Origin of the sequence: Pseudomonas gingeri, from assembly GCF_013386115.1 — a bacterium.
GTDB classification, from domain to species: domain Bacteria; phylum Pseudomonadota; class Gammaproteobacteria; order Pseudomonadales; family Pseudomonadaceae; genus Aquipseudomonas; species Aquipseudomonas gingeri.
On sequence record NZ_JACAOR010000001.1, the window covers coordinates 444,105 to 461,072 of the forward strand.

15 protein-coding genes are annotated in these 16,968 nt (G+C 63.8%); 13 read left to right on the forward strand and 2 right to left on the reverse strand.

Features of this window, described 5'->3' with window-relative positions; translation table 11 throughout:
- The first annotated feature begins 56 nt into the window (after nucleotides 1-56).
- From HX881_RS01930 to HX881_RS01945, 4 genes are all read left to right on the forward strand, one after another.
- Nucleotides 57-1,259 (forward strand): DUF3142 domain-containing protein, encoded by a 1,203-nt coding sequence (locus tag HX881_RS01930; protein ID WP_177082406.1) that lies wholly within the window; start codon nucleotides 57-59, stop codon nucleotides 1,257-1,259.
- Nucleotides 1,246-3,393 (forward strand): hypothetical protein, encoded by a 2,148-nt coding sequence (locus HX881_RS01935; protein ID WP_177082408.1) that lies wholly within the window; start codon nucleotides 1,246-1,248, stop codon nucleotides 3,391-3,393. Before HX881_RS01930 ends, HX881_RS01935 begins: the two co-directional genes overlap by 14 nt.
- A gap of 73 nt (nucleotides 3,394-3,466) precedes the next feature.
- Nucleotides 3,467-3,697 (forward strand): DUF465 domain-containing protein, encoded by a 231-nt coding sequence (locus HX881_RS01940; protein WP_017127230.1) that lies wholly within the window; start codon nucleotides 3,467-3,469, stop codon nucleotides 3,695-3,697.
- A 585-nt stretch (nucleotides 3,698-4,282) separates the two neighbouring features.
- A complete protein-coding gene (locus HX881_RS01945; RefSeq protein ID WP_177082410.1) occupies nucleotides 4,283-5,266 on the forward strand; it encodes a purine-nucleoside phosphorylase in 984 nt (327 codons plus the stop codon).
- A 186-nt stretch (nucleotides 5,267-5,452) separates the two neighbouring features.
- Here the strand turns inward: HX881_RS01945 and HX881_RS01950 are convergent, their stop codons facing one another.
- Nucleotides 5,453-5,911, reverse strand: a complete 459-nt coding sequence (locus tag HX881_RS01950; RefSeq protein ID WP_177082412.1) for an REP-associated tyrosine transposase — start codon at nucleotides 5,909-5,911, stop codon at nucleotides 5,453-5,455.
- A 583-nt stretch (nucleotides 5,912-6,494) separates the two neighbouring features.
- Between HX881_RS01950 and HX881_RS01955 the strand changes: the two genes are divergently transcribed.
- The 4 genes from HX881_RS01955 to HX881_RS01970 all read left to right on the forward strand — a co-directional run bounded on the left by HX881_RS01955 (nucleotide 6,495) and on the right by HX881_RS01970 (nucleotide 10,337).
- Nucleotides 6,495-7,442, forward strand: coding sequence for a site-specific integrase (locus HX881_RS01955; RefSeq protein WP_177082414.1), 948 nt, complete (start codon nucleotides 6,495-6,497; stop codon nucleotides 7,440-7,442).
- A 65-nt stretch (nucleotides 7,443-7,507) separates the two neighbouring features.
- Complete coding sequence (locus tag HX881_RS01960) at nucleotides 7,508-8,230, forward strand: alpha/beta hydrolase (RefSeq protein ID WP_177082416.1); 723 nt, start codon at nucleotides 7,508-7,510, stop codon at nucleotides 8,228-8,230.
- Between the two features lie 238 nt (nucleotides 8,231-8,468).
- Entirely contained in the window at nucleotides 8,469-9,953 is a 1,485-nt protein-coding gene (locus tag HX881_RS01965) for a helix-turn-helix transcriptional regulator (RefSeq protein ID WP_177082418.1), read from the forward strand.
- Between the two features lie 144 nt (nucleotides 9,954-10,097).
- Complete coding sequence (locus HX881_RS01970; protein ID WP_017124140.1) at nucleotides 10,098-10,337, forward strand: DUF1652 domain-containing protein; 240 nt, start codon at nucleotides 10,098-10,100, stop codon at nucleotides 10,335-10,337.
- On the opposite strand, the gene HX881_RS01975 is transcribed toward HX881_RS01970, so the two are convergent.
- Nucleotides 10,334-11,293: a LysR family transcriptional regulator gene (locus HX881_RS01975; protein ID WP_177082420.1), complete on the reverse strand. Its 960-nt coding sequence runs from the start codon at nucleotides 11,291-11,293 to the stop codon at nucleotides 10,334-10,336. The genes HX881_RS01970 and HX881_RS01975 overlap by 4 nt on opposite strands.
- Before the next feature lie 142 nt (nucleotides 11,294-11,435).
- Between HX881_RS01975 and HX881_RS01980 the strand changes: the two genes are divergently transcribed.
- The 5 genes from HX881_RS01980 (at nucleotide 11,436) to HX881_RS02000 (ending at nucleotide 16,961) form a co-directional block, all read left to right on the forward strand.
- Nucleotides 11,436-11,870, forward strand: a complete 435-nt coding sequence (locus HX881_RS01980; RefSeq protein WP_042934538.1) for a DMT family transporter — start codon at nucleotides 11,436-11,438, stop codon at nucleotides 11,868-11,870.
- A 2-nt stretch (nucleotides 11,871-11,872) separates the two neighbouring features.
- Complete coding sequence (locus HX881_RS01985) at nucleotides 11,873-12,322, forward strand: DMT family transporter (RefSeq protein WP_042934545.1); 450 nt, start codon at nucleotides 11,873-11,875, stop codon at nucleotides 12,320-12,322.
- A 238-nt stretch (nucleotides 12,323-12,560) separates the two neighbouring features.
- On the forward strand, nucleotides 12,561-13,082 hold the full coding sequence (gene sodC, locus HX881_RS01990) for a superoxide dismutase family protein (RefSeq protein WP_042934540.1): 522 nt from the start codon (nucleotides 12,561-12,563) through the stop codon (nucleotides 13,080-13,082).
- A 282-nt stretch (nucleotides 13,083-13,364) separates the two neighbouring features.
- On the forward strand, nucleotides 13,365-14,600 hold the full coding sequence (locus HX881_RS01995) for a chloride channel protein (RefSeq protein ID WP_246356447.1): 1,236 nt from the start codon (nucleotides 13,365-13,367) through the stop codon (nucleotides 14,598-14,600).
- 189 nt (nucleotides 14,601-14,789) lie between these two features.
- Nucleotides 14,790-16,961: a TonB-dependent receptor gene (locus tag HX881_RS02000; protein ID WP_177082422.1), complete on the forward strand. Its 2,172-nt coding sequence runs from the start codon at nucleotides 14,790-14,792 to the stop codon at nucleotides 16,959-16,961.
- Nucleotides 16,962-16,968 lie beyond the last annotated feature (7 nt).

Consider the following 16,968-nt stretch of genomic DNA (forward strand, 5'->3'; position numbering starts at 1 on the left):
GTTGAGGTAATATCGCGCCTCGAAACGGCGCCCGAATGCGCCCGACAAAGGACTGTATGCCTGTCACGTCGTATTTTCGCTGGCTGATTGTCTGCCTGGTGCCGGGACTGCTGGTCGGCTGCCAACCCGAGCCGCCAGCGCCCCTCGACCAGCAACTGTATGTCTGGCAACGCCAGTGGCGGCCTGCCCACGAGCAAGCCCTGGCCCAGAGCCGGGCGGACTTCTCGACCCTGCGGGTGCTGGCGCTGCAGGCCCAGCCCCAGGCCGGGTGGAGCAGGGCGCGGGTCAACCTCGCGCAGCTCAAGGCCGATGGCCGTCCGGTGATCGCAGTGGTGCGCCTTGACGGCCAGTTACCGAGCCTCGATGCGGACATGGCGCACACGCAGATCGCGCAACTGCTGGCTGACTGGCAGGCCGCCGGCGTGCTGCCGGCGGGTCTGGAAATCGACCACGACAGCGGCAGTGCGCGCCTGCCGGGCTATACCGATTTCCTGCTGAAGCTGCGCGGCCAACTGCCGCCTTCGTTGAAACTGAGCATCACCGCCTTGCCGGCCTGGCTCGACAGTCCGCAACTGCCGGCCTTGTTGCAGGCGGTCGACAGCAGTGTGTTGCAGGTCCACGCCGTCAGTAACCCACGCCTGGGCCTGTTCAATGCCGGGCAGGCCAGGGACTGGGCCGAGCGTTGGGGGCGGATCAGCGACAAGCCCTTCTACCTGGCGCTGCCGGCCTATGGCGTGGCCCTGTTGCCGGATACCGGAGGCGCGCCCGTGGTGGAAAGCGAAGCGCCGCTGAACCGTGGCGGCGAGCGCCGCGAGCTATTGGCCGATCCACGGCAACTGGCGACCCTGGCCGGGCAATTGCGGGAAAAGCCACCCGTGCACCTGGCCGGGTTGATCTGGTTTCGCCTGCCGTTGCCCGGCGATCGTCGCGCCTGGAGCCTCGGCACCTTGCGGGCGGTGGCGCGCGGTGAGGCCCTGGAAAGTCAGTGGCGGGTTGAACTGTCGGCCCGTGACGGCCTCTACGACATACGCCTGGACAACGTCGGTAATCTCGACCGGGCGCTACCCGAGCGCGTCGAACTGACGGCCGAGCAATGTGATGGCGCCGACGGGCTCAACGGCTATACCTTGCAGCAAACGCCACGACATCTGGTTTTTACCCGCCGGTCCAGCGCGCGCATTGCCGCTGGCGGCCAACGCGTGCTCGGTTGGGCGCGCTGTACCCGAATCGATCAAGGAGCTTGGAATGTCTACCCGTAACTGGCCCCGGCACCTGCTGTGCCTGTCCCTCAGCCTGCCGCTCGGATCGGCGCTGGCCTGCGGTCCGGACTTCCCGTTGCGTCTGCTCGACGACCGCGCGCAATCCCTGGCGGAACTGCCGGAAACCAACTTCGCCTTTGAAGTGAACCGCCTCGGCCAGGCCATTGCCGGCCTCAAGACCGTCACCGATGCCACGCTGAGTCCCTACTGGGACAGTGACGACAACACCCGGCCCTATCGCGAGCAGCGCGACAAGGTCGAGGCCGGCGAGCTGCCGGAGAACCTGCGGGCCAAGGTGGCGCAACTGCGCACCTTGCCGGATCCGCAGCAGGTGGAGGCCCAGGGGGCGGACCTGCCTGACGAGTTGCGCCTGTACATCGCCGGCGCGGTGGCCTTCGACGCCGGCAACCAGGCCCTGGCGGCGGAGTATTTCCGCAAGGTCCTCGCGCTGCCGGCCGAACAGCGCAAACTGCGCAGCACCTGGGCGGCCTATTCCCTGGGCCGCGCCCTGGTGGCCCTCGGCACCGAGGCCAGTGCCGACCCCGAGGCGAGCGCTTCCGTGTTGCAGGCCCAGGCGCGGCTGGCCTTCCAGCAGGCGCGGCAATTGAGTGCCGGGGATTTCAGCGATCCCCTGGAACTGGGTGTCGCCAGCCTCGGCGAGGAAGCCCGGCTGGCCAAGCTCAACGGTGACTGGGACAGCGCCGTGCAGCTGTACGCCAGCCAGAGCCGCCTGGGTTCCGGTTCGGGCTATACCTCGCTCAAGCAGGTGGCCGCGGAACTGGTCGCGCTGCCGGACGAGCAATTGCAGGCGCAATTGAAGCATCCGACGGTGCAGAAGCTGTTCACCGCCTATTTGTTGAGTCGCGTCGGCTGGTTCTTCGACGAACAGCCGGCGCAGGAGCAACGCCTGACCCAGTTGCTGCTGGCGAGTGTCGGCGACAGTTTCGACAACGCCGATCGCCTGGCGGCCCTGAGTTACCAGAAGGGCGACTTCGTCGCCGCCAAGGCCTACCTGGAGCATGCCGGTGATGGCGGCCTGGCCTGGTGGGTAAGGGCCAAGCTGGCCTTGCGCGAGGGTGACAAGGTCCAGGCAGCGGCCGCCTATGCCAAGGCCGCGGCGGCCTTTCCCAAGGACGAGGTCTGGGGGCCACGGCGCAACGCCGACTGGTCCTTCGAAAGCGTCCAGCCCGGCTGCCGGGTCGAGGGTGAAAGCGCGATCCTGGCCCTGGATCGCGGTGACTACCTGCAGGCCTTCGACCAGCTCTACCGTAGCCAGGACATCTACTGGCCCGATGCGGCCACCGTGGCCGAGCGGGTCTTGACCCTCGATGAGCTCAAGGGCTATGTCGATGCCCATGTCCCGGCACCGCCGCCGGCCAAGGCCGAAGACAAGGACAATTATGTCCGTCGTCCGGTGGCGGCGCAGTTGCGTGAACTGCTGGGACGGCGGCTGTTGCGTGAAGGTCGCTACGCCGAGGCGCCGGCCTATTTCGACAGTCCGGAACTGCAGGCCGCTGCCCAGGCCTATGGCAAGGACCGCCAGGACGCCGCATCGCGCTGGACCGCCACCGGGAGGGCCGAGTCGCTGTTCGCCGCGGCAACCCTGGCGCGCAAGTCGGGGATGGAAATCCTCGGTTACGAGATGTCGCCGGACTATCGCTGGCTGGGCGGTGGCTACAGCCTGGGCACCGTGGAGGTGAAGCCGGGACCGTTCCTGGAAGCGGCCGAGGTGCAGCGCCAGCAGGGCAGTGAGGCCAGGCCCAACCAGCGTTATCACTATCGCTGGATCGCCGCCGACCTGGCGAACCAGGCCGCCGACCAGTTGCCCCGCAGCAGCCAGGCCTTTGCCGCGGTGCTCTGCAAGGCCGCCGGCTGGGTCGCCGGTAGCGACGAGGAAATCCGCTACTACCAGCGTTATGTCGAGCAGGGACCGTATGTCAGCTGGGCGGCGAATTTCGGCCAGCAGTGCCAGGAACCGAAGTTCGACAAGGCCAACAAGCGCTACCTGACCCAGCCATTGAACAGCGTGCGTTCGGCCCTGCGCCCCTACAAGGCGGCGTTGCTGGTGGCCGCCCTGGTGGCGCTGGGCGGTGTGGCGTGGCTGTGGATTCGTCGCCGCAAGGCCGCGCGGTGAGGCAATCGGCTCCGGGGCGTGCTATTGCTTAAAGGTAACGCCCCGAACAGCCATCAGCCGCAGAGGTGACGATATGCCGGTTAAGCACGATTTGTTCGCAGACCTGAAATTGACCCGGGAGCAGGTCAAGGAGCGCAGGGCGCAGGACAACAAGCTCAATCAGCTGCTCAACGACTATGAAGACATCGACAAACGGGTACTGGCAGCCGAATCGGCCCTGGCGGCGGATGATGAACTGAAGAAACTCAAGGAGAAGCGCCTGCTGGTGAAGGACAAGATCGTGCGGCAACTAGCCCCTCAATAACCCCCGAATGATCGTTCCCATGCTCCCGCGTGGGAACGCCCCACTGGACGCTCCGCGTCCGCTCTACAAGTGACGCGGAGCGTCACGGGCTGCATTCCCACGCTGAGCGTGGGAACGATCAAATAACCCCTGAGTGATCGTTCCCATGCTCCCGCGTGGGAACGCCTCACTGGACGCTCCGCGTCCGCTCCACAGGTGAGGCGGAGCGTCACGGGCTGCATTCCCACGCCGAGCGTGGGAACGATCAAATAACCCTCGAATGATCGTTCCCATGCTCCCGCGTGGGAACGCCCCACTGGACGCTCCGCGTCCGCTCCACAGGTGACGCGGAGCGTCACGGGCTGCATTCCCACGCCGAGCGTGGGAACGATCAAATAACCCCTGAATGATCGTTCCCATGCTCCCGCGTGGGAACGCCTCACTGGACGCTCCGCGTCCGCTCTACAGGTGACGCGGAGCGTCACGGGCTGCATTCCCACGCTGAGCGTGGGAACGATCAAAACCTTCGACATCGGTTATCGGCGCTGACGGTGTGGCAGGTATCATGTTGCGCATGAAACTCGTAATCCTTTCAACGGAGGCTCAATGCGATCGATGATGTCGTCCACTGCCGAGGCGCCGATCAAGCCCAAGGTCATGCTGATCACCATGTTCGCGCCCGAGGCCCAGACCTGGATCGAGCGCCTGGCGCTGGATCGTGAAATCCCGGTACCGGGGCTCAGCGCGCAATACCCGAACATCCTCTGCAACGACCGGGATACCTGCCTGCTGGTGACCGGCATGGGCCAGACGAATGCCGCGGCGTCGGTGCTGGCCCTGGCGCTGTCGACACAGTTCGACCTGCGCCAGACCTATTTCCTGGTCGCCGGCATCGCCGGGATCAATCCGCACCGCGGCACCCTCGGCACAGCAGCCTGGGCGCGCTACCTGGTGGAGTTCGGCACCCAGTGGGGGCTAGACTCGCGGGATGCGCCGGAGCATTGGCCGACCGGCTATATCGGCATCAACACCCAGGGGCCGGACGAGAAACCGCCGCTGGACTACCAGACCGAAGTCTTCGAACTCAATCCGGCGTTGCAGGCCAGGGCGTTCGCCCTGTCCCGGCATGTGGTCCTGAGCGAGAGCGAGGAGTCGGCGGCCTGGCGGGCGAAGTACCCATGGGCGCCGGCCAACCAGCCACCGGTGGTGACCCGTGGCGATACCGCGTCGAGCAGCACCTGGTTCTCCGGGACACGCCTGGGCGAGCGGGCGGAAACCTGGACCCGGTTGCTGACCGACAACCAGGGCAGCTACTTCACCACCCAGCAGGAAGACAACTCCACCTACGAAGCCCTGCTGCGGGCGTCCCGGGCCGGACGGGTGGATATCAACCGCCTGGCGGTGGTGCGGGCGGGGTCGAACTTCGACCGGGGCTACCCGGGTTACAGCGACGTCGACAACCTGCTCAAGTACGCCGAGCAGGGCGGTTTTGCCCCGGCCCTGGAAAACCTCTACCGCGCGGGCAACCCGCTGGTGCAGGCGATCCTCGGCAACTGGCCGGAGTGGGAGAAGGGTGTTCCCGAATCCTGAATCACCTTTTGTCGCGTTTGGAAGGCCCTCTTCGCGGGCAAGCCCGCTCCCACCCTGTAGGAGCGGGCTTGCCCGCGAAGGCGTCAGTCCACTCCACACAGAACTAAAGCCAGCCCATGTCAGCGAACTCCCCGACCTTGTGGGAGTGGGCTTGCCCACGAAGGCGTCGGCCCATTCCACACAGAACTAAAGCCAGACGGAATCCCAAAGTGGATAATCACCCACCCTCTTGACCAAGCCCGCCCGTAGCGGATTGGCAACGATGTACCGGGCGACGGCCAATAGATCCTCTTCCCGCCGTATTGCCCTGTCATGAAAGCCACTTTGCCAGAGAGGCCCCATGCGTCCTTTCCAATGATTGATGACACGGGCCGAACGAGATTTGGTTTTGCGCATCAATTCATCGAGGGTGGCGTCGTGCAACTCCACTAGCCAATGCAAGTGATCGGGCATGACCACCCAGGCCAGGGAGTTCGTCAGGTGCTCCTCCTCGGCCTGCCTGAGGCAGCGAATCAGCAGGCGAGCAAGAAGAAAATCAGCGAAAAAGCGCTCACGTCCCCGTGTGATGGCAGTGAGCAGGTAAATCCTTCCGGGTTCCGAATAGCGACCGGTACGCAGGCGATGAGACTGGTAATGAGTTGTCATCCATGACATTCCTGAGTGGCGGGAAAACCAACTTACCGTAGAGTCCGCTGGCCTGGCGGTCAGTCAATGCGGCAGGATGTGTCTGGGCAAATGCTTTCGCGGGCAAGCCCGCTCCCACAGGGACTGTGGTGTCTGAAATACCGAGTCTGATGTGAGAAGCCAACGAAGGCGCCGGCCCACATCGGCGTCAATGCGGCAGGATGTGTCTGGACAAATGCCTTCGCGGGCAAGCCCGCTCCCACGGGGGCTGTGGTGTCTGAAATAGCGAGTCCTATGTGAGAGGCCAACGAAGACGCCGGCCCACATTGGCGTCAATGCGGCAGGATGTGTCTGGGCAAATACCTTCGCGGGCAAGTCCGCTCCCACAGGGACTGTGGTGTCTGAAATACCGAGTCTGATGTGAGAAGCCAACGAAGACGCCAGCCCACTCCACACAGCCCCCAAGCCAGTCCACATCGCCGAATGCCCCCACCCTGTGGGAGTGGGCTTGCCCACGAAGACGTCGCCAATATCGATGCAGGTTTCCTGTATAACCATACAGTGCGTTATAGTGATGACTTCCTGTTCCGCCTGAGCGAAGGTCTTGTCTTCTCCACCACCGATTGCGCCCGCCAGCCCGCTGGCCGAGGTCGGCCCTCCGGTCACGTTGTACCTGGCACGGCTGGCGCCTTCCAGTCGGCAGACCATGCGTTATGTGCTGCAGGATGCGGCGGATCGCCTGGGCCTGGACGATACGCCGATCGACGAGATTCCCTGGCATCAACTGCAACCGGCGCATATCACCGCGCTGGTGGCGGCCTTGCGCGAGGACGGCTTTGCTCCCAATACCTCGTCGCTGTACGTCAACGCCATCCGCGGGGTGATGAACCAGGCCTGGCAGCAGGACCTGATCACCCCCGAGCAACTGATGAAAATCCGTGCGGTCAAGGCGGCTGGTGGTTCGCGCCTGAGCCCGGGGCGTAATCTGCGACGCACACTGATCCGCGACCTGATGGAGGTCTGCGCCGCCGATCCACGACCCCAGGGCCTGCGCGACGCGGCGATCATCGCGATCCTCTATGGCACCGGCATGCGCAAATCCGAATCGGTGAATATCGAACTGCACCAGGTCGATATGGCCGAGCGCAGCCTGCGGGTCATGGGCAAGGGCAACCGGGAACTGATCAAGTTCGCCCCGGCCTGGGCTTTCGACAAGCTCGACACCTGGCTGAAGTTTCGCCGCGAGCAATTGCCTGACGGGGTCGCCGACGATGGCTTCCTGTTCAACCGCATCCGCCGCGGCCATCACATCACCCGTGAACGCCTGAGCAAACATGCGATCTATTTCATTGCCAAACAGCGCGGGCGGCAGGTGGGCGTCGAGATCATGCCCCATGACTTCCGGCGTTCCTTCATCACCCGGGTGATCGAGGAGCATGACGTGTCGATTGCCCAGAAACTGGCGCATCACGCCAATATCGCCACCACGGCGGGCTACGACATGCGTGACGACAACGAACGGCGCAATGTCACCGACCGCTTCCTGCTGTGAAGAACCTCCGGCAGCAGTGTTAAGCTCCGGCGCTCCCGCAGACCGATTAGCCGAAAGGACGGAACATGTTCATACCCCTGGCCCTTGCATTGCTGCTGACCTGCTCCCTGGCACAGGCGCAACCCGCGCTGCTCGAGGATATGCCGCTGACCTACCTCGAACAGGCCAGCCCCGATACCCACGACCAGCCGCTGGTGATTTTCCTCCATGGCTACGGCAGCAACGAAGAGGACCTGTTCGGCATCAAGGACGACCTGCCGGCCAACTACACCGTGCTGTCGGTGCGCGGCCGCCTGGAGCTGGACCTGGGCAGCTACCAGTGGTTTCACAAGCGTACCGACGTGGCGCAGTACGACGGCAACAGCGAAGACCTGAAACTCAGTGCCGAGGCCGTGACCGACTTTATCCGGCGGGTCACCGAGAAGTATCACACCCAGCCGGACAAGGTATTCCTGGTGGGCTTCAGCCAGGGCGCGATGATGACCTACGAGGTCGCACTGCGGCATCCCGAAGTGCTGCGCGGTATCGCCGCGTTGAGCGGGCGGGTGTTGCCGGTGGTCAGGACCCAGGTCGGGTCAGCGTCGAGCTACCGGCCCCTGAGCGTGTTTATCGGCCACGGCACCGCCGATCCTCAGGTTCCCTACGCCGGCGCGACCGACGCCCTGGCGTTCCTCAAGGGCCTGTCCATCGAGCCGCAGTTTCATTCCTATCCGGGCGTCGGGCATACCATCAGCGGTCCCGAGGTCAAGGACCTGGCGAACTGGATCAGTGCCTCGCTGAAACCCTGAGCTGGAGAGGACCACCGATCGTTCCCACGCTCTGCGTGGGCATGCAGCCGTGACGCTCTGCGTCACAAAGCGGACGCGGAGCGTCCCGTGAGGCATTCCCACGCAGAGCGTGGGAACGATCAAGTCAGCGCGGGAACGATCGGCCTTCGACTGCACTTGCGCAAACGCCCGGGGTCAGATGTCGCATTGGTCGGATAAACCTCCGGCCGCCACGCCGTCAAAGACCTCGGGAGAAACGATGAGCCAGGCTGTCCTCGCCACCGAAACCAACCGCCGCCAACTGCAGCAGATCATCGCCGGGCTGTCCGACGGAGTGATCCTGATCGAGGTCGACCAGAGCATTCTCTGGGCCAATGAGGCCGCCCTGGCCATGCACGGCGTCAATGAAGTCGGCGAGCTGGGTGCGAATGCCGCGCAGTACCGCGAGCGCTTCGCCCTGCGTTACCGCAACCACCATCCCCTGGACGCCGACAGCTATCCCATTGCCCGGGTCGCCAACGGCGAGACCTTCAGCGATGTGCTGGTCGAAGTGACGCCCCAGGCCGATCCGGAGCGCACCTGGGTCCATGACATCCGCAGCATGATCCTCACCGATCGCAATGGCGAACCGGAATCCCTGGTGCTGATCATCAGTGACGCGACCGAACTGGCCAGCGCCGAGCAGCGCTTCGAAAAGGCTTTCGGCGCCAACCCGGCGCCGGCGGTGATCTGCCGTCTCAGCGACCTGCGCTATATCAAGGTCAACCAGGGCTTCCTCGAGATGACCGGCTATACCCGCGAACAGGTGATCGGGCGTTCGGTCTACGAGCTGGATGTCCTCGAGAATGCCGAGCGCCGCGAACTGGCGATCCAGCGGCTGGGGGAGGGCGCGACCATCCCGCAGATGCAGGCCGAATTGAAGCTGGCGGAGGGCGGCAGCAAGCTGGTGATCGTCGCCGGCCAGCCGCTGGATATCAACGAGCAAGACTGCATGCTGTTCTCCTTCATGGACCTGGAGCCACGGCGCAAGATCGAAATCGCCCTGCGCCAGAGCGAAGAGCGCTTCGCCAAGGCGTTTCGCCTGACACCGGTGCCGACCCTGGTCTGTGTCGCCGCCAGCCGGCAACTGCTGGACGTCAACGAGGCCTTCCTCAACACCTGTGGCTACCTGGCCCCGGAGCTGTTGGGGCAGACAGTCGAAGAGGCCGGTTTTTTCGAGGACGACAAGGTCTGTGAGCGGGTATTCGCCGCCCTGGCATCAGCCGGCACCCTGGAAAACCTCGACCTGAAGATCCGCCGCAAGGACCATGAACTGATCGATTGCGCCCTGTCCGCCGACAGCGTGCTGATCCAGGACGTGCCGTGCTATCTGCTGGTGCTGATGAATATCACCGAGCGCAAGCGCTCCGAACTGGAACTGGTGGCGGCCATCGAGGCGGCGATGCAGGATGCGTCCTGGTTCAGCCAGAAACTGATCGAGAAGTTGGCGACGGTCAAGAACGTCAGCCTGCCGAACCTGCCGGGCGTTGCCTTTACCGAACTCACGCCCCGCGAGCGCGATGTGCTGGAACTGATCTGCGAAGGCCTGGCCGACAAGGAAATCGCCGCGCGCCTGAAACTGGCGCCCAATACCGTGCGCAATCATGTGGCGACGGTGTATTCCAAGCTTGCCGTGCACAGCCGCAGCGAGGCGATTGTCTGGGCCCGCGAGCGTGGACTGTTCGTCAACCGGTCGAAGGGCTGAGGGGTGCAAATGCACCAGTGCCACCAGTGCATATTCGGGTTTATTCCGGCGCCCCGGTGTTCCTAGCATGGTGTCCTGACGAAGTGGGCGGGTCGCCCGCTTCGCAGCCAACCCTGGTACAGGACATCGCCGGTGTTTTCTCTGATGGATCTACGCGCTCTGATCGAAAGGGGCTTTGCGCCCCTGGCCTGTGAGTGCGTGCTGGATGACGCCTCGCTGAGCGTCCGGGTCTATGACCGCGAAACCGGTCGGGTCGACCTGATGGTAGCGGGTATTGCCCTCAGCGATCTGCAACAGCGCGAAGACGTGTTGCGCCTGATTGACGAGCTGCGCGATGAACTGGCGTGCAACGCCTTGTCCCGCTCCGCGGCAAATCCCGGCTAGGACCGCTGGCCCATGGCAACAGGTGGCTGATCCCAATAGGGCGTTGGTCCGAATCGCTCGACAAAGAAATCGATCACCGTCCGTACCTTCAATGACAGGCGCCGGCTGCCCGGCCAGAGCGCCGCGATCTGTTGCTGTTCAAGGCTGGTGGCCACCTGGAAGTCGCCCATGACCTGCAGCAGCGTGCCCTTGTGCAGGGCTTCGCCGATCAGCCAGGAAGGGAACATCACCAGGCCCATGCCCAGTTCGGCAGCTTCGGTCAGGGTCTCGGCGTGGTTGCCGGTGAGGCGGCCCTTGACCGAGTAGGGCGTCCAGTTGTCCGTTCCCTGGCGGAAGAACCAGCGCTGCAGGCCATGGTCGCCCTTGTAGACCAGGCAATGATGACCGGCGAGCTCATCGGGATGCCGGGGCGTGCCGTGCCGCGCCAGGTACGCCGGGCTCGCGGCCAGGCGGTAGTGCTGGGGCGCGAGGATCCGCGCCTGCATGCTCGAATCATTCATCACACCGACGCGAAACAGCAGGTCGGCACCGGCCTGCAAGGGGTCGACATAGCTGTCGGTCTGCTGCAGGTCGAGTTCCAGTTTCGGGTAGCGCTCGCACAATTGCCCGAGCCAGGGCGACAGATGACGTTGGCCGAACACCACCGGGGCATTGATCCGTACCAGTCCGCTGGGCTCGCTGTCCTGCTCCTGCAAGGCCTGCTCGGCTTCCTCCAGCTGGTCCAGTACCCGCCGGGCGTGATGGGCCAGCAGCCGTCCGGCGTCGGTGGCCGTCACGGCGCGGGTATGGCGGTAGAGCAGTTGCTGGTGCAGCGCCTGCTCCATCAGCTGGATCTGCCGGGAGACGGAGGAGGGGGCGATGCCCTCGCGCCGGGCGACCTCGGAAAAACTGCCCTGGTCGAGTACCGCCACGAACAGGCGCAGGGCCTTGAAACCCAATTCGTTGAAGCCTTGCATGGTCACTCCGTGCTGTGCGGTTTTCGCAAAAGTACTTTGTTCATGCTCCCATTTTACGCAACGAATGATCAACCCATACTGCACCGCATCGGACCGGCATGTCGCCTGGCGCCGTGTTTATGAACGAAAGGTGTAGATCCACATGAGACTGTTACTTCTTCCGCTGGTGATCCTCGCCGGCATGGGCTTGTCGGTGGAGGCCGGGTTGCTCGGTCCCCTCGGGCAGCAGGTCGGCCATCTCTGGGCGACCCTGAGCATTTTCGGTGTCGGCAGCGCGATCCTGTTCCTGCTGTTGCTGTTCAGCGGCCCGCAGCAGGGCCCGGCGCTGGCGCATCTGCCGCGCTGGCAACTGCTCGGCGGCTTTCTCGGCCCGCTGTACGTGGTGGTGCTGACCCTGGCCACCCCCTATATCGGCATTGCCATGACGATGATCGCGATTCTTTCCGGCCAGGTCGGCAAAAGCGTGCTGATCGACCATTTCGGCTGGTTCGGCACCCCGCGCAAGCGGGTCAATATCGAACGCTGGATGGCCCTGCTGCTGATCGTGGCGGCTCTTGTACTGATTGCGCGAGGTTGATGATGAGTCAGGTATTTCTGTTGGTGCTGGTCGTGGTGGCCGGCGCGGTGTTGAGTATCCAGGCGGCGATCAACGGGCGCCTGGGGCAGGCGGTCGGAGTCTTGCGCAGCAGCTTGCTGACCTTTGTGGTCGGGGCGGTCGTCACCGGGCTGCTGATTCTGTTCTTCGAGCCGGAGCAACCCATGAGCCTGTTGCAAGTGCCCAAGTGGCAACTGGCCGGTGCGCTGTTCGGAGTGGTGTACATGATGGTGATGGTCGGTGCGGTGCCCCGGGTCGGTACGGCGGTGGCCACCGTGGCGGTGATTGTCGGGCAGTTGGGCATGGGCATGCTGATCGACAACTTCGGCTGGCTGGGCAACCCGGCCATCGAGTTGTCCAGCGGACGGATCCTGGCGATGTTGTGCCTGGCACTGGCATTGTTCTTCATGTATCGAAGTAATCGGGCGGCCTAGATAATCAGCAACTTTCCGAGTGCCTGATAATACCCCTGGAGATATATAACACCTGTCGCCTGACTTTTATTCGACGGAAAATAACTATGAGTTTCATGGGTATTTTCAATCACTCCGATAGTTTCGCCGTATTAGTATGCCAGCGCAGTAACCCTTGGTGCCGGGCGCAATTGGCGCACGACAGGCAAGTTACCGCCCCAGTATATAGATACTGTCCCCTGGATAATTCGGAGCATGTATGAAGTCATATCGTTGGTTGGCCCTTGCCGGTGCACTTGCATTCAACTATGCCCAGGCCGCTACCCTTGAAGTCCCGATGAACCTGGTGAGTGCCGACAAGGCCCCGGTGGCCATTGGCAGTGTCACCATCAGCGAGACCGAATACGGCCTGCTGTTCACCCCCAACCTCAAGGGCCTGCCGGCCGGTATCCATGGCTTCCACGTGCATGAAAACGGCAGTTGCGAGGCCGGAGTGAAGGACGGCGTCAAGGTCGCCGGGCTGGCTGCCGGCGGTCATTTCGATCCGGAAAAGACCGGCAAGCACCTGGGGCCGTACGGCAAGGGGCACCTGGGCGATCTGCCGGCGTTGTACGTGACTGCCGAGGGGGTCGCGAACTATCCGGTCCTGGCGCCGCGCCTGCAGAAGATCTCGCAGATCAAGGGCCACGCCCTGATGTTCCATGAAGGCGGCGACAACCACATGGATATGCCGATGCCCCTGGGCGGTGGCGGTGCGCGCATGGCTTGCGGTGTCATCTGACGGCTGATCGTTCCCATGCTCTGCGTGGGAACGATCGATCTTTTGCGGAAACAATCTCGACAGAGCCCTCCATTGTCCGTTTGCAGTGACGTTTTTCCTCTTTCCTGAACCGCGCCTGACGCAAAAGGTGCGCGGGATTTGCAGACCAGCGCCCAGGTTACATACTCACGGGCGAGCGTCTTGCGGCCATCCGGCTCTTGCGCACCTGACTACGCGGAGTTTCGAATGGCCTTGCCGGACCACACCCTGGCGCTGCAACCGCTCTCAAGAACACGCCAGCTCATGACCCTCGGTTGCGTGGTGGTCCTCACGGGGATCGGCGCCGGCCTGGGCGGCATGCTGCTGGCGATGTTGCTGCACGGGATCCAGCACATGGCGTATGGCTATGGCCAGGACAGCCTGACCAGCCATGAAACCTTCCTGATCGGCGTGAGCAGCGCCTCCCCCGAGCGACGGGTGCTGGTACTGGCGCTTTGCGGGCTGGTCGCCGGCCTGGGCTGGTGGGCGGTCTATCGTTTCGGTCGCCCCCTGGTGAGCATCAAGCGGGCGGTTGCACCGGCCGCACCGGACATGCCGGTAAAAACCACGCTGGCCCACGCGCTTCTGCAAATCATCACCGTGGCCCTGGGCTCGCCCCTGGGGCGGGAGGTCGCGCCCCGGGAAGTTGGTGCGCTGGTGGGGGCCTGGCTATCGCGCAAGGCCCGGCTGCCGGCCGATAGCCACCGGCTGATGATCGCCTGTGGTGCCGGAGCCGGGCTGGCAGCGGTGTACAACGTGCCGCTGGGTGGGGCGGTCTTCGTTCTTGAAGTGCTGCTCGCAAGCTTCAGCTGGCCGGCGGCGATCATGGCCCTGGCGACCTCGGCGATCGGCGCCGGTGTCGCCTGGATCGGCCTCGGCGCACAGGCGCAGTACGTGGTACCGGCGTTGCCGCTGACCCCGGGATTGCTGGCCTGGTCGCTGATCGCCGGGCCGTTGCTCGGCCTCGCCGCCCACGGTTTCGTGCGCCTGACCGGGCGGGCACGGGCGACGGCGGCCCGTGGTTGGCGCTTGCCGGTACTGTCGTTGATCAACTTCACCCTGATCGGCTGTATCGCGATCTATCTGCCCCAGGTGCTCGGTAACGGCAAGGGTCCGGCACAGCTGGGCTTCGACAGTGAGTTGACGATAGGGCTGGCTGCGCTGTTGCTGGTGGTCAAGGTGCTGATCACCAGCAGCAGCCTGCGGGCCGGTGCCGAAGGCGGCCTGCTCACCCCCGGACTGGCTATCGGCGCACTGCTGGCGATCATTCTCGGCGGCTTGTGGAGCCTGGCCTGGCCCGGAATTCCGCTGGGGGCCTTCGCCATCGTCGGGGCAGCGGCGTTCCTTGCCGCGTCCATGAGCATGCCGCTCACCGCCATTGTGCTGGTGGCCGAATTCACCCGCATCGACCATGACTTCCTGGTGCCGATCATTCTCGCGGTGGTCGGCTCGGTGTGCATGAGCCGCCTGTGCGAGCTCCTCGGCCAGCCGAAACGCTGACAGGCCTTCATCCCGCCCCTTTATTCCCGGCCACGACCTGACGGACGTGCACACCTCGTGCTGCACGGGTGTTGTTTGCAATCGGTATTATTTATATGTTCAGCGTATTGACTATTCGTTCAGCCTGTAAATAGTATTGCATCTTATTCGTAAAAATCACGATCAACGATTCAGGGAGGAAGCGGTGCAATGTGGCAGTCGTTAAAGGGTAGAACCGCTCTGGGCCTGGTCTATGGCGCCATCTTGAGCCCGGGCCTGGGCGGGTCGTCGGCGATGGCCGAGGAGACCTCGCAAGCCACCCTGGAATTGCAAAGCATCACCGTGACCGCCCGCAAGCGCGAGGAAACCGAGCAGCAGGTCCCGGTCAGCATGAGCGTGATCACGCCGGAACAGGCCAGGAGCATCGCCCCGGCGTCGAGCAATGCCGATCTGGCGCGGCAGGTGCCCAACTTCAACTACATGGAGTCCGGCGGCCAGTACAGCAACTCCGGCAATATCCGTGGGGTCGGCTCGTTTTCGCCGTTGTCGGCCGATGACACCTCCATCGTGTTCAACGTCGACGAAGTGCCAGTATCCGCCTATGGCGTGCCACCGGCCCTGCTCGATATCGAACGGGTCGAGGTATTGCGCGGTCCGCAAGGCACCCTGTACGGGCGCAATACCCAGGGTGGCGCGATCAACGTGGTGCCCAATCGCCCGTCCTTCGAGCACGAGGGGTCGGTTCGGGTCGAAGGTGGCAGTCGCGGGTACGCCCTGGGCGAACTGATCAGTAACGAGGCCTTGAGCGATAACGTTGCCGGCCGCCTGGCGATGCGCTACAGCGAGCAGGGCGGCGACATCGCCAATCGCGCGTCCGGCGGTAAGGATGGGGCGAGCCAGATCAGTGCCCTGCGTGGTTCGCTGCTGTTCGTGCCCAACGACGACACGCGCGCATTGCTGACCTTTTCCTACAATCAGAACGACGATGACGCCCCGCGTTTCATCCTGCGCAGCGGACGTACGCCGGACAGCGGCCTGAATCCGCGCAATGACTTCAGCCGGGAAAGCTCGGCGGTCAATCTGCGGGTGACCCACGATCTGGACTGGGCACAGTTGACGTCATTGTCGAGCATCCAGTATTCGACTTTCCGCCAGCGCATGGACATGGTCGACAGCGTGCTGTATTCGGCGCTGACCGGTCTCCCGCAAGCGGCCTTCAACGGCGATACCGATCGTTACCGCGGCACCTTGCGCGATATCGCCTACCTGCAGGAATTCCGCCTCGCTTCGCTGGAAGACAGCTATGTGCAGTGGGTGACCGGGGTCAACCTCTGGCATTCGCAATTCACCGCCCATACCGACGGCGAAGCCTTTACCCAGCCGCGTTTCGCCGTGTTCAGCGGCCAGCAGAAAAACGACTTCAGCACCGACAGCTATTCGCTGTTCGGCGAGGCGACGGTGCCGCTGACCGAGCGTCTCAAGGCGACCCTCGGCCTGCGCGGCACCCACGAGGGCAAAGAGGCCTCCTATCGCTACAGCGGCGGCGACCTGGGTACCGTCAGCCAGTACCGCCAGAATGCCTCGATGTCGGATAACTTCCTGACCGGCCGTGGCAGCCTCAGTTACGACTGGTCCGACAGTTTCATGACCTATGTCAGCGTCGGTCGCGGCGTGGTGGGCGCGGACTATTCCTGGAATTCCTCGAACATCCCCTTTGGCCGCGACGAGCAGTCCTTCGAGGCATCGAAAAGCTGGACCTACGAGCTGGGGTTCAAGAGCCTGTGGTGGGAGGATCGGCTGTCGGTCAACGGCGCGTTGTTCTACAACGACGTCAAGGACGGCCATCTGTACGTCTACAACGGCGTCAACTACCAACCGGTGACCGTGGACTATGACTCGGCGGGTGCCGAACTGGAGGCCCGGCTCAAGCTGACCGAGCGTCTGAGCGTGAATGCCGGCGCCGGTTATACCCACGCCGAACTGAAGAACGTCCAGGCCTCGGTCACGGCATTGACCCGTGGCGCCACGAGCGGCAACCAGGTGCCCAATGTGCCGGAATATTCGGCCAACCTGGGGCTCGACTACCGGGTGCCGGCCGAACAATGGGGTGTACCGCTGAGCGGCGAACTCTATGGCAGCGTGGACTATCACTACCTCGACAAGCGCGCGGCGGACGTCGCCAACTCCTTCTACCTCGGCTCCTACGACCTGACCAATGCCCGCGTCGGCTGGCAGAACAAGGACTACGGCGTCTATCTGTTCGGCAACAACCTGTTCGACCGCCGCTACGAAGCCATGGGGGCCTACTACAGCCCGACCGTCCAGGCGGTGAAGATCGGCACCGGACGAACCGTCGGCGTCGGCCTGACGGCGAATTTCTGAGGGCAAT

What these genes read in the sequence shown, in the direction of transcription:
- HX881_RS01970 (WP_017124140.1), top strand. Translation starts at nt 10,098, where the DNA reads ATGGATCTACGCGCTCTGATCGAAAGGGGCTTTGCGCCCCTGGCCTGT.
- HX881_RS01980 (WP_042934538.1), top strand. Translation starts at nt 11,436, where the DNA reads ATGAGACTGTTACTTCTTCCGCTGGTGATCCTCGCCGGCATGGGCTTG.
- HX881_RS01965 (WP_177082418.1), top strand. Translation starts at nt 8,469, where the DNA reads ATGAGCCAGGCTGTCCTCGCCACCGAAACCAACCGCCGCCAACTGCAG.
- HX881_RS02000 (WP_177082422.1), top strand. Translation starts at nt 14,790, where the DNA reads ATGTGGCAGTCGTTAAAGGGTAGAACCGCTCTGGGCCTGGTCTATGGC.
- HX881_RS01985 (WP_042934545.1), top strand. Translation starts at nt 11,873, where the DNA reads ATGAGTCAGGTATTTCTGTTGGTGCTGGTCGTGGTGGCCGGCGCGGTG.
- HX881_RS01995 (WP_246356447.1), top strand. Translation starts at nt 13,365, where the DNA reads ATGACCCTCGGTTGCGTGGTGGTCCTCACGGGGATCGGCGCCGGCCTG.
- HX881_RS01940 (WP_017127230.1), top strand. Translation starts at nt 3,467, where the DNA reads ATGCCGGTTAAGCACGATTTGTTCGCAGACCTGAAATTGACCCGGGAG.
- HX881_RS01975 (WP_177082420.1), bottom strand. Translation starts at nt 11,293, where the DNA reads ATGCAAGGCTTCAACGAATTGGGTTTCAAGGCCCTGCGCCTGTTCGTG.
- HX881_RS01950 (WP_177082412.1), bottom strand. Translation starts at nt 5,911, where the DNA reads ATGACAACTCATTACCAGTCTCATCGCCTGCGTACCGGTCGCTATTCG.
- HX881_RS01945 (WP_177082410.1), top strand. Translation starts at nt 4,283, where the DNA reads ATGCGATCGATGATGTCGTCCACTGCCGAGGCGCCGATCAAGCCCAAG.
- HX881_RS01935 (WP_177082408.1), top strand. Translation starts at nt 1,246, where the DNA reads ATGTCTACCCGTAACTGGCCCCGGCACCTGCTGTGCCTGTCCCTCAGC.
- sodC (WP_042934540.1), top strand. Translation starts at nt 12,561, where the DNA reads ATGAAGTCATATCGTTGGTTGGCCCTTGCCGGTGCACTTGCATTCAAC.
- HX881_RS01930 (WP_177082406.1), top strand. Translation starts at nt 57, where the DNA reads ATGCCTGTCACGTCGTATTTTCGCTGGCTGATTGTCTGCCTGGTGCCG.
- HX881_RS01960 (WP_177082416.1), top strand. Translation starts at nt 7,508, where the DNA reads ATGTTCATACCCCTGGCCCTTGCATTGCTGCTGACCTGCTCCCTGGCA.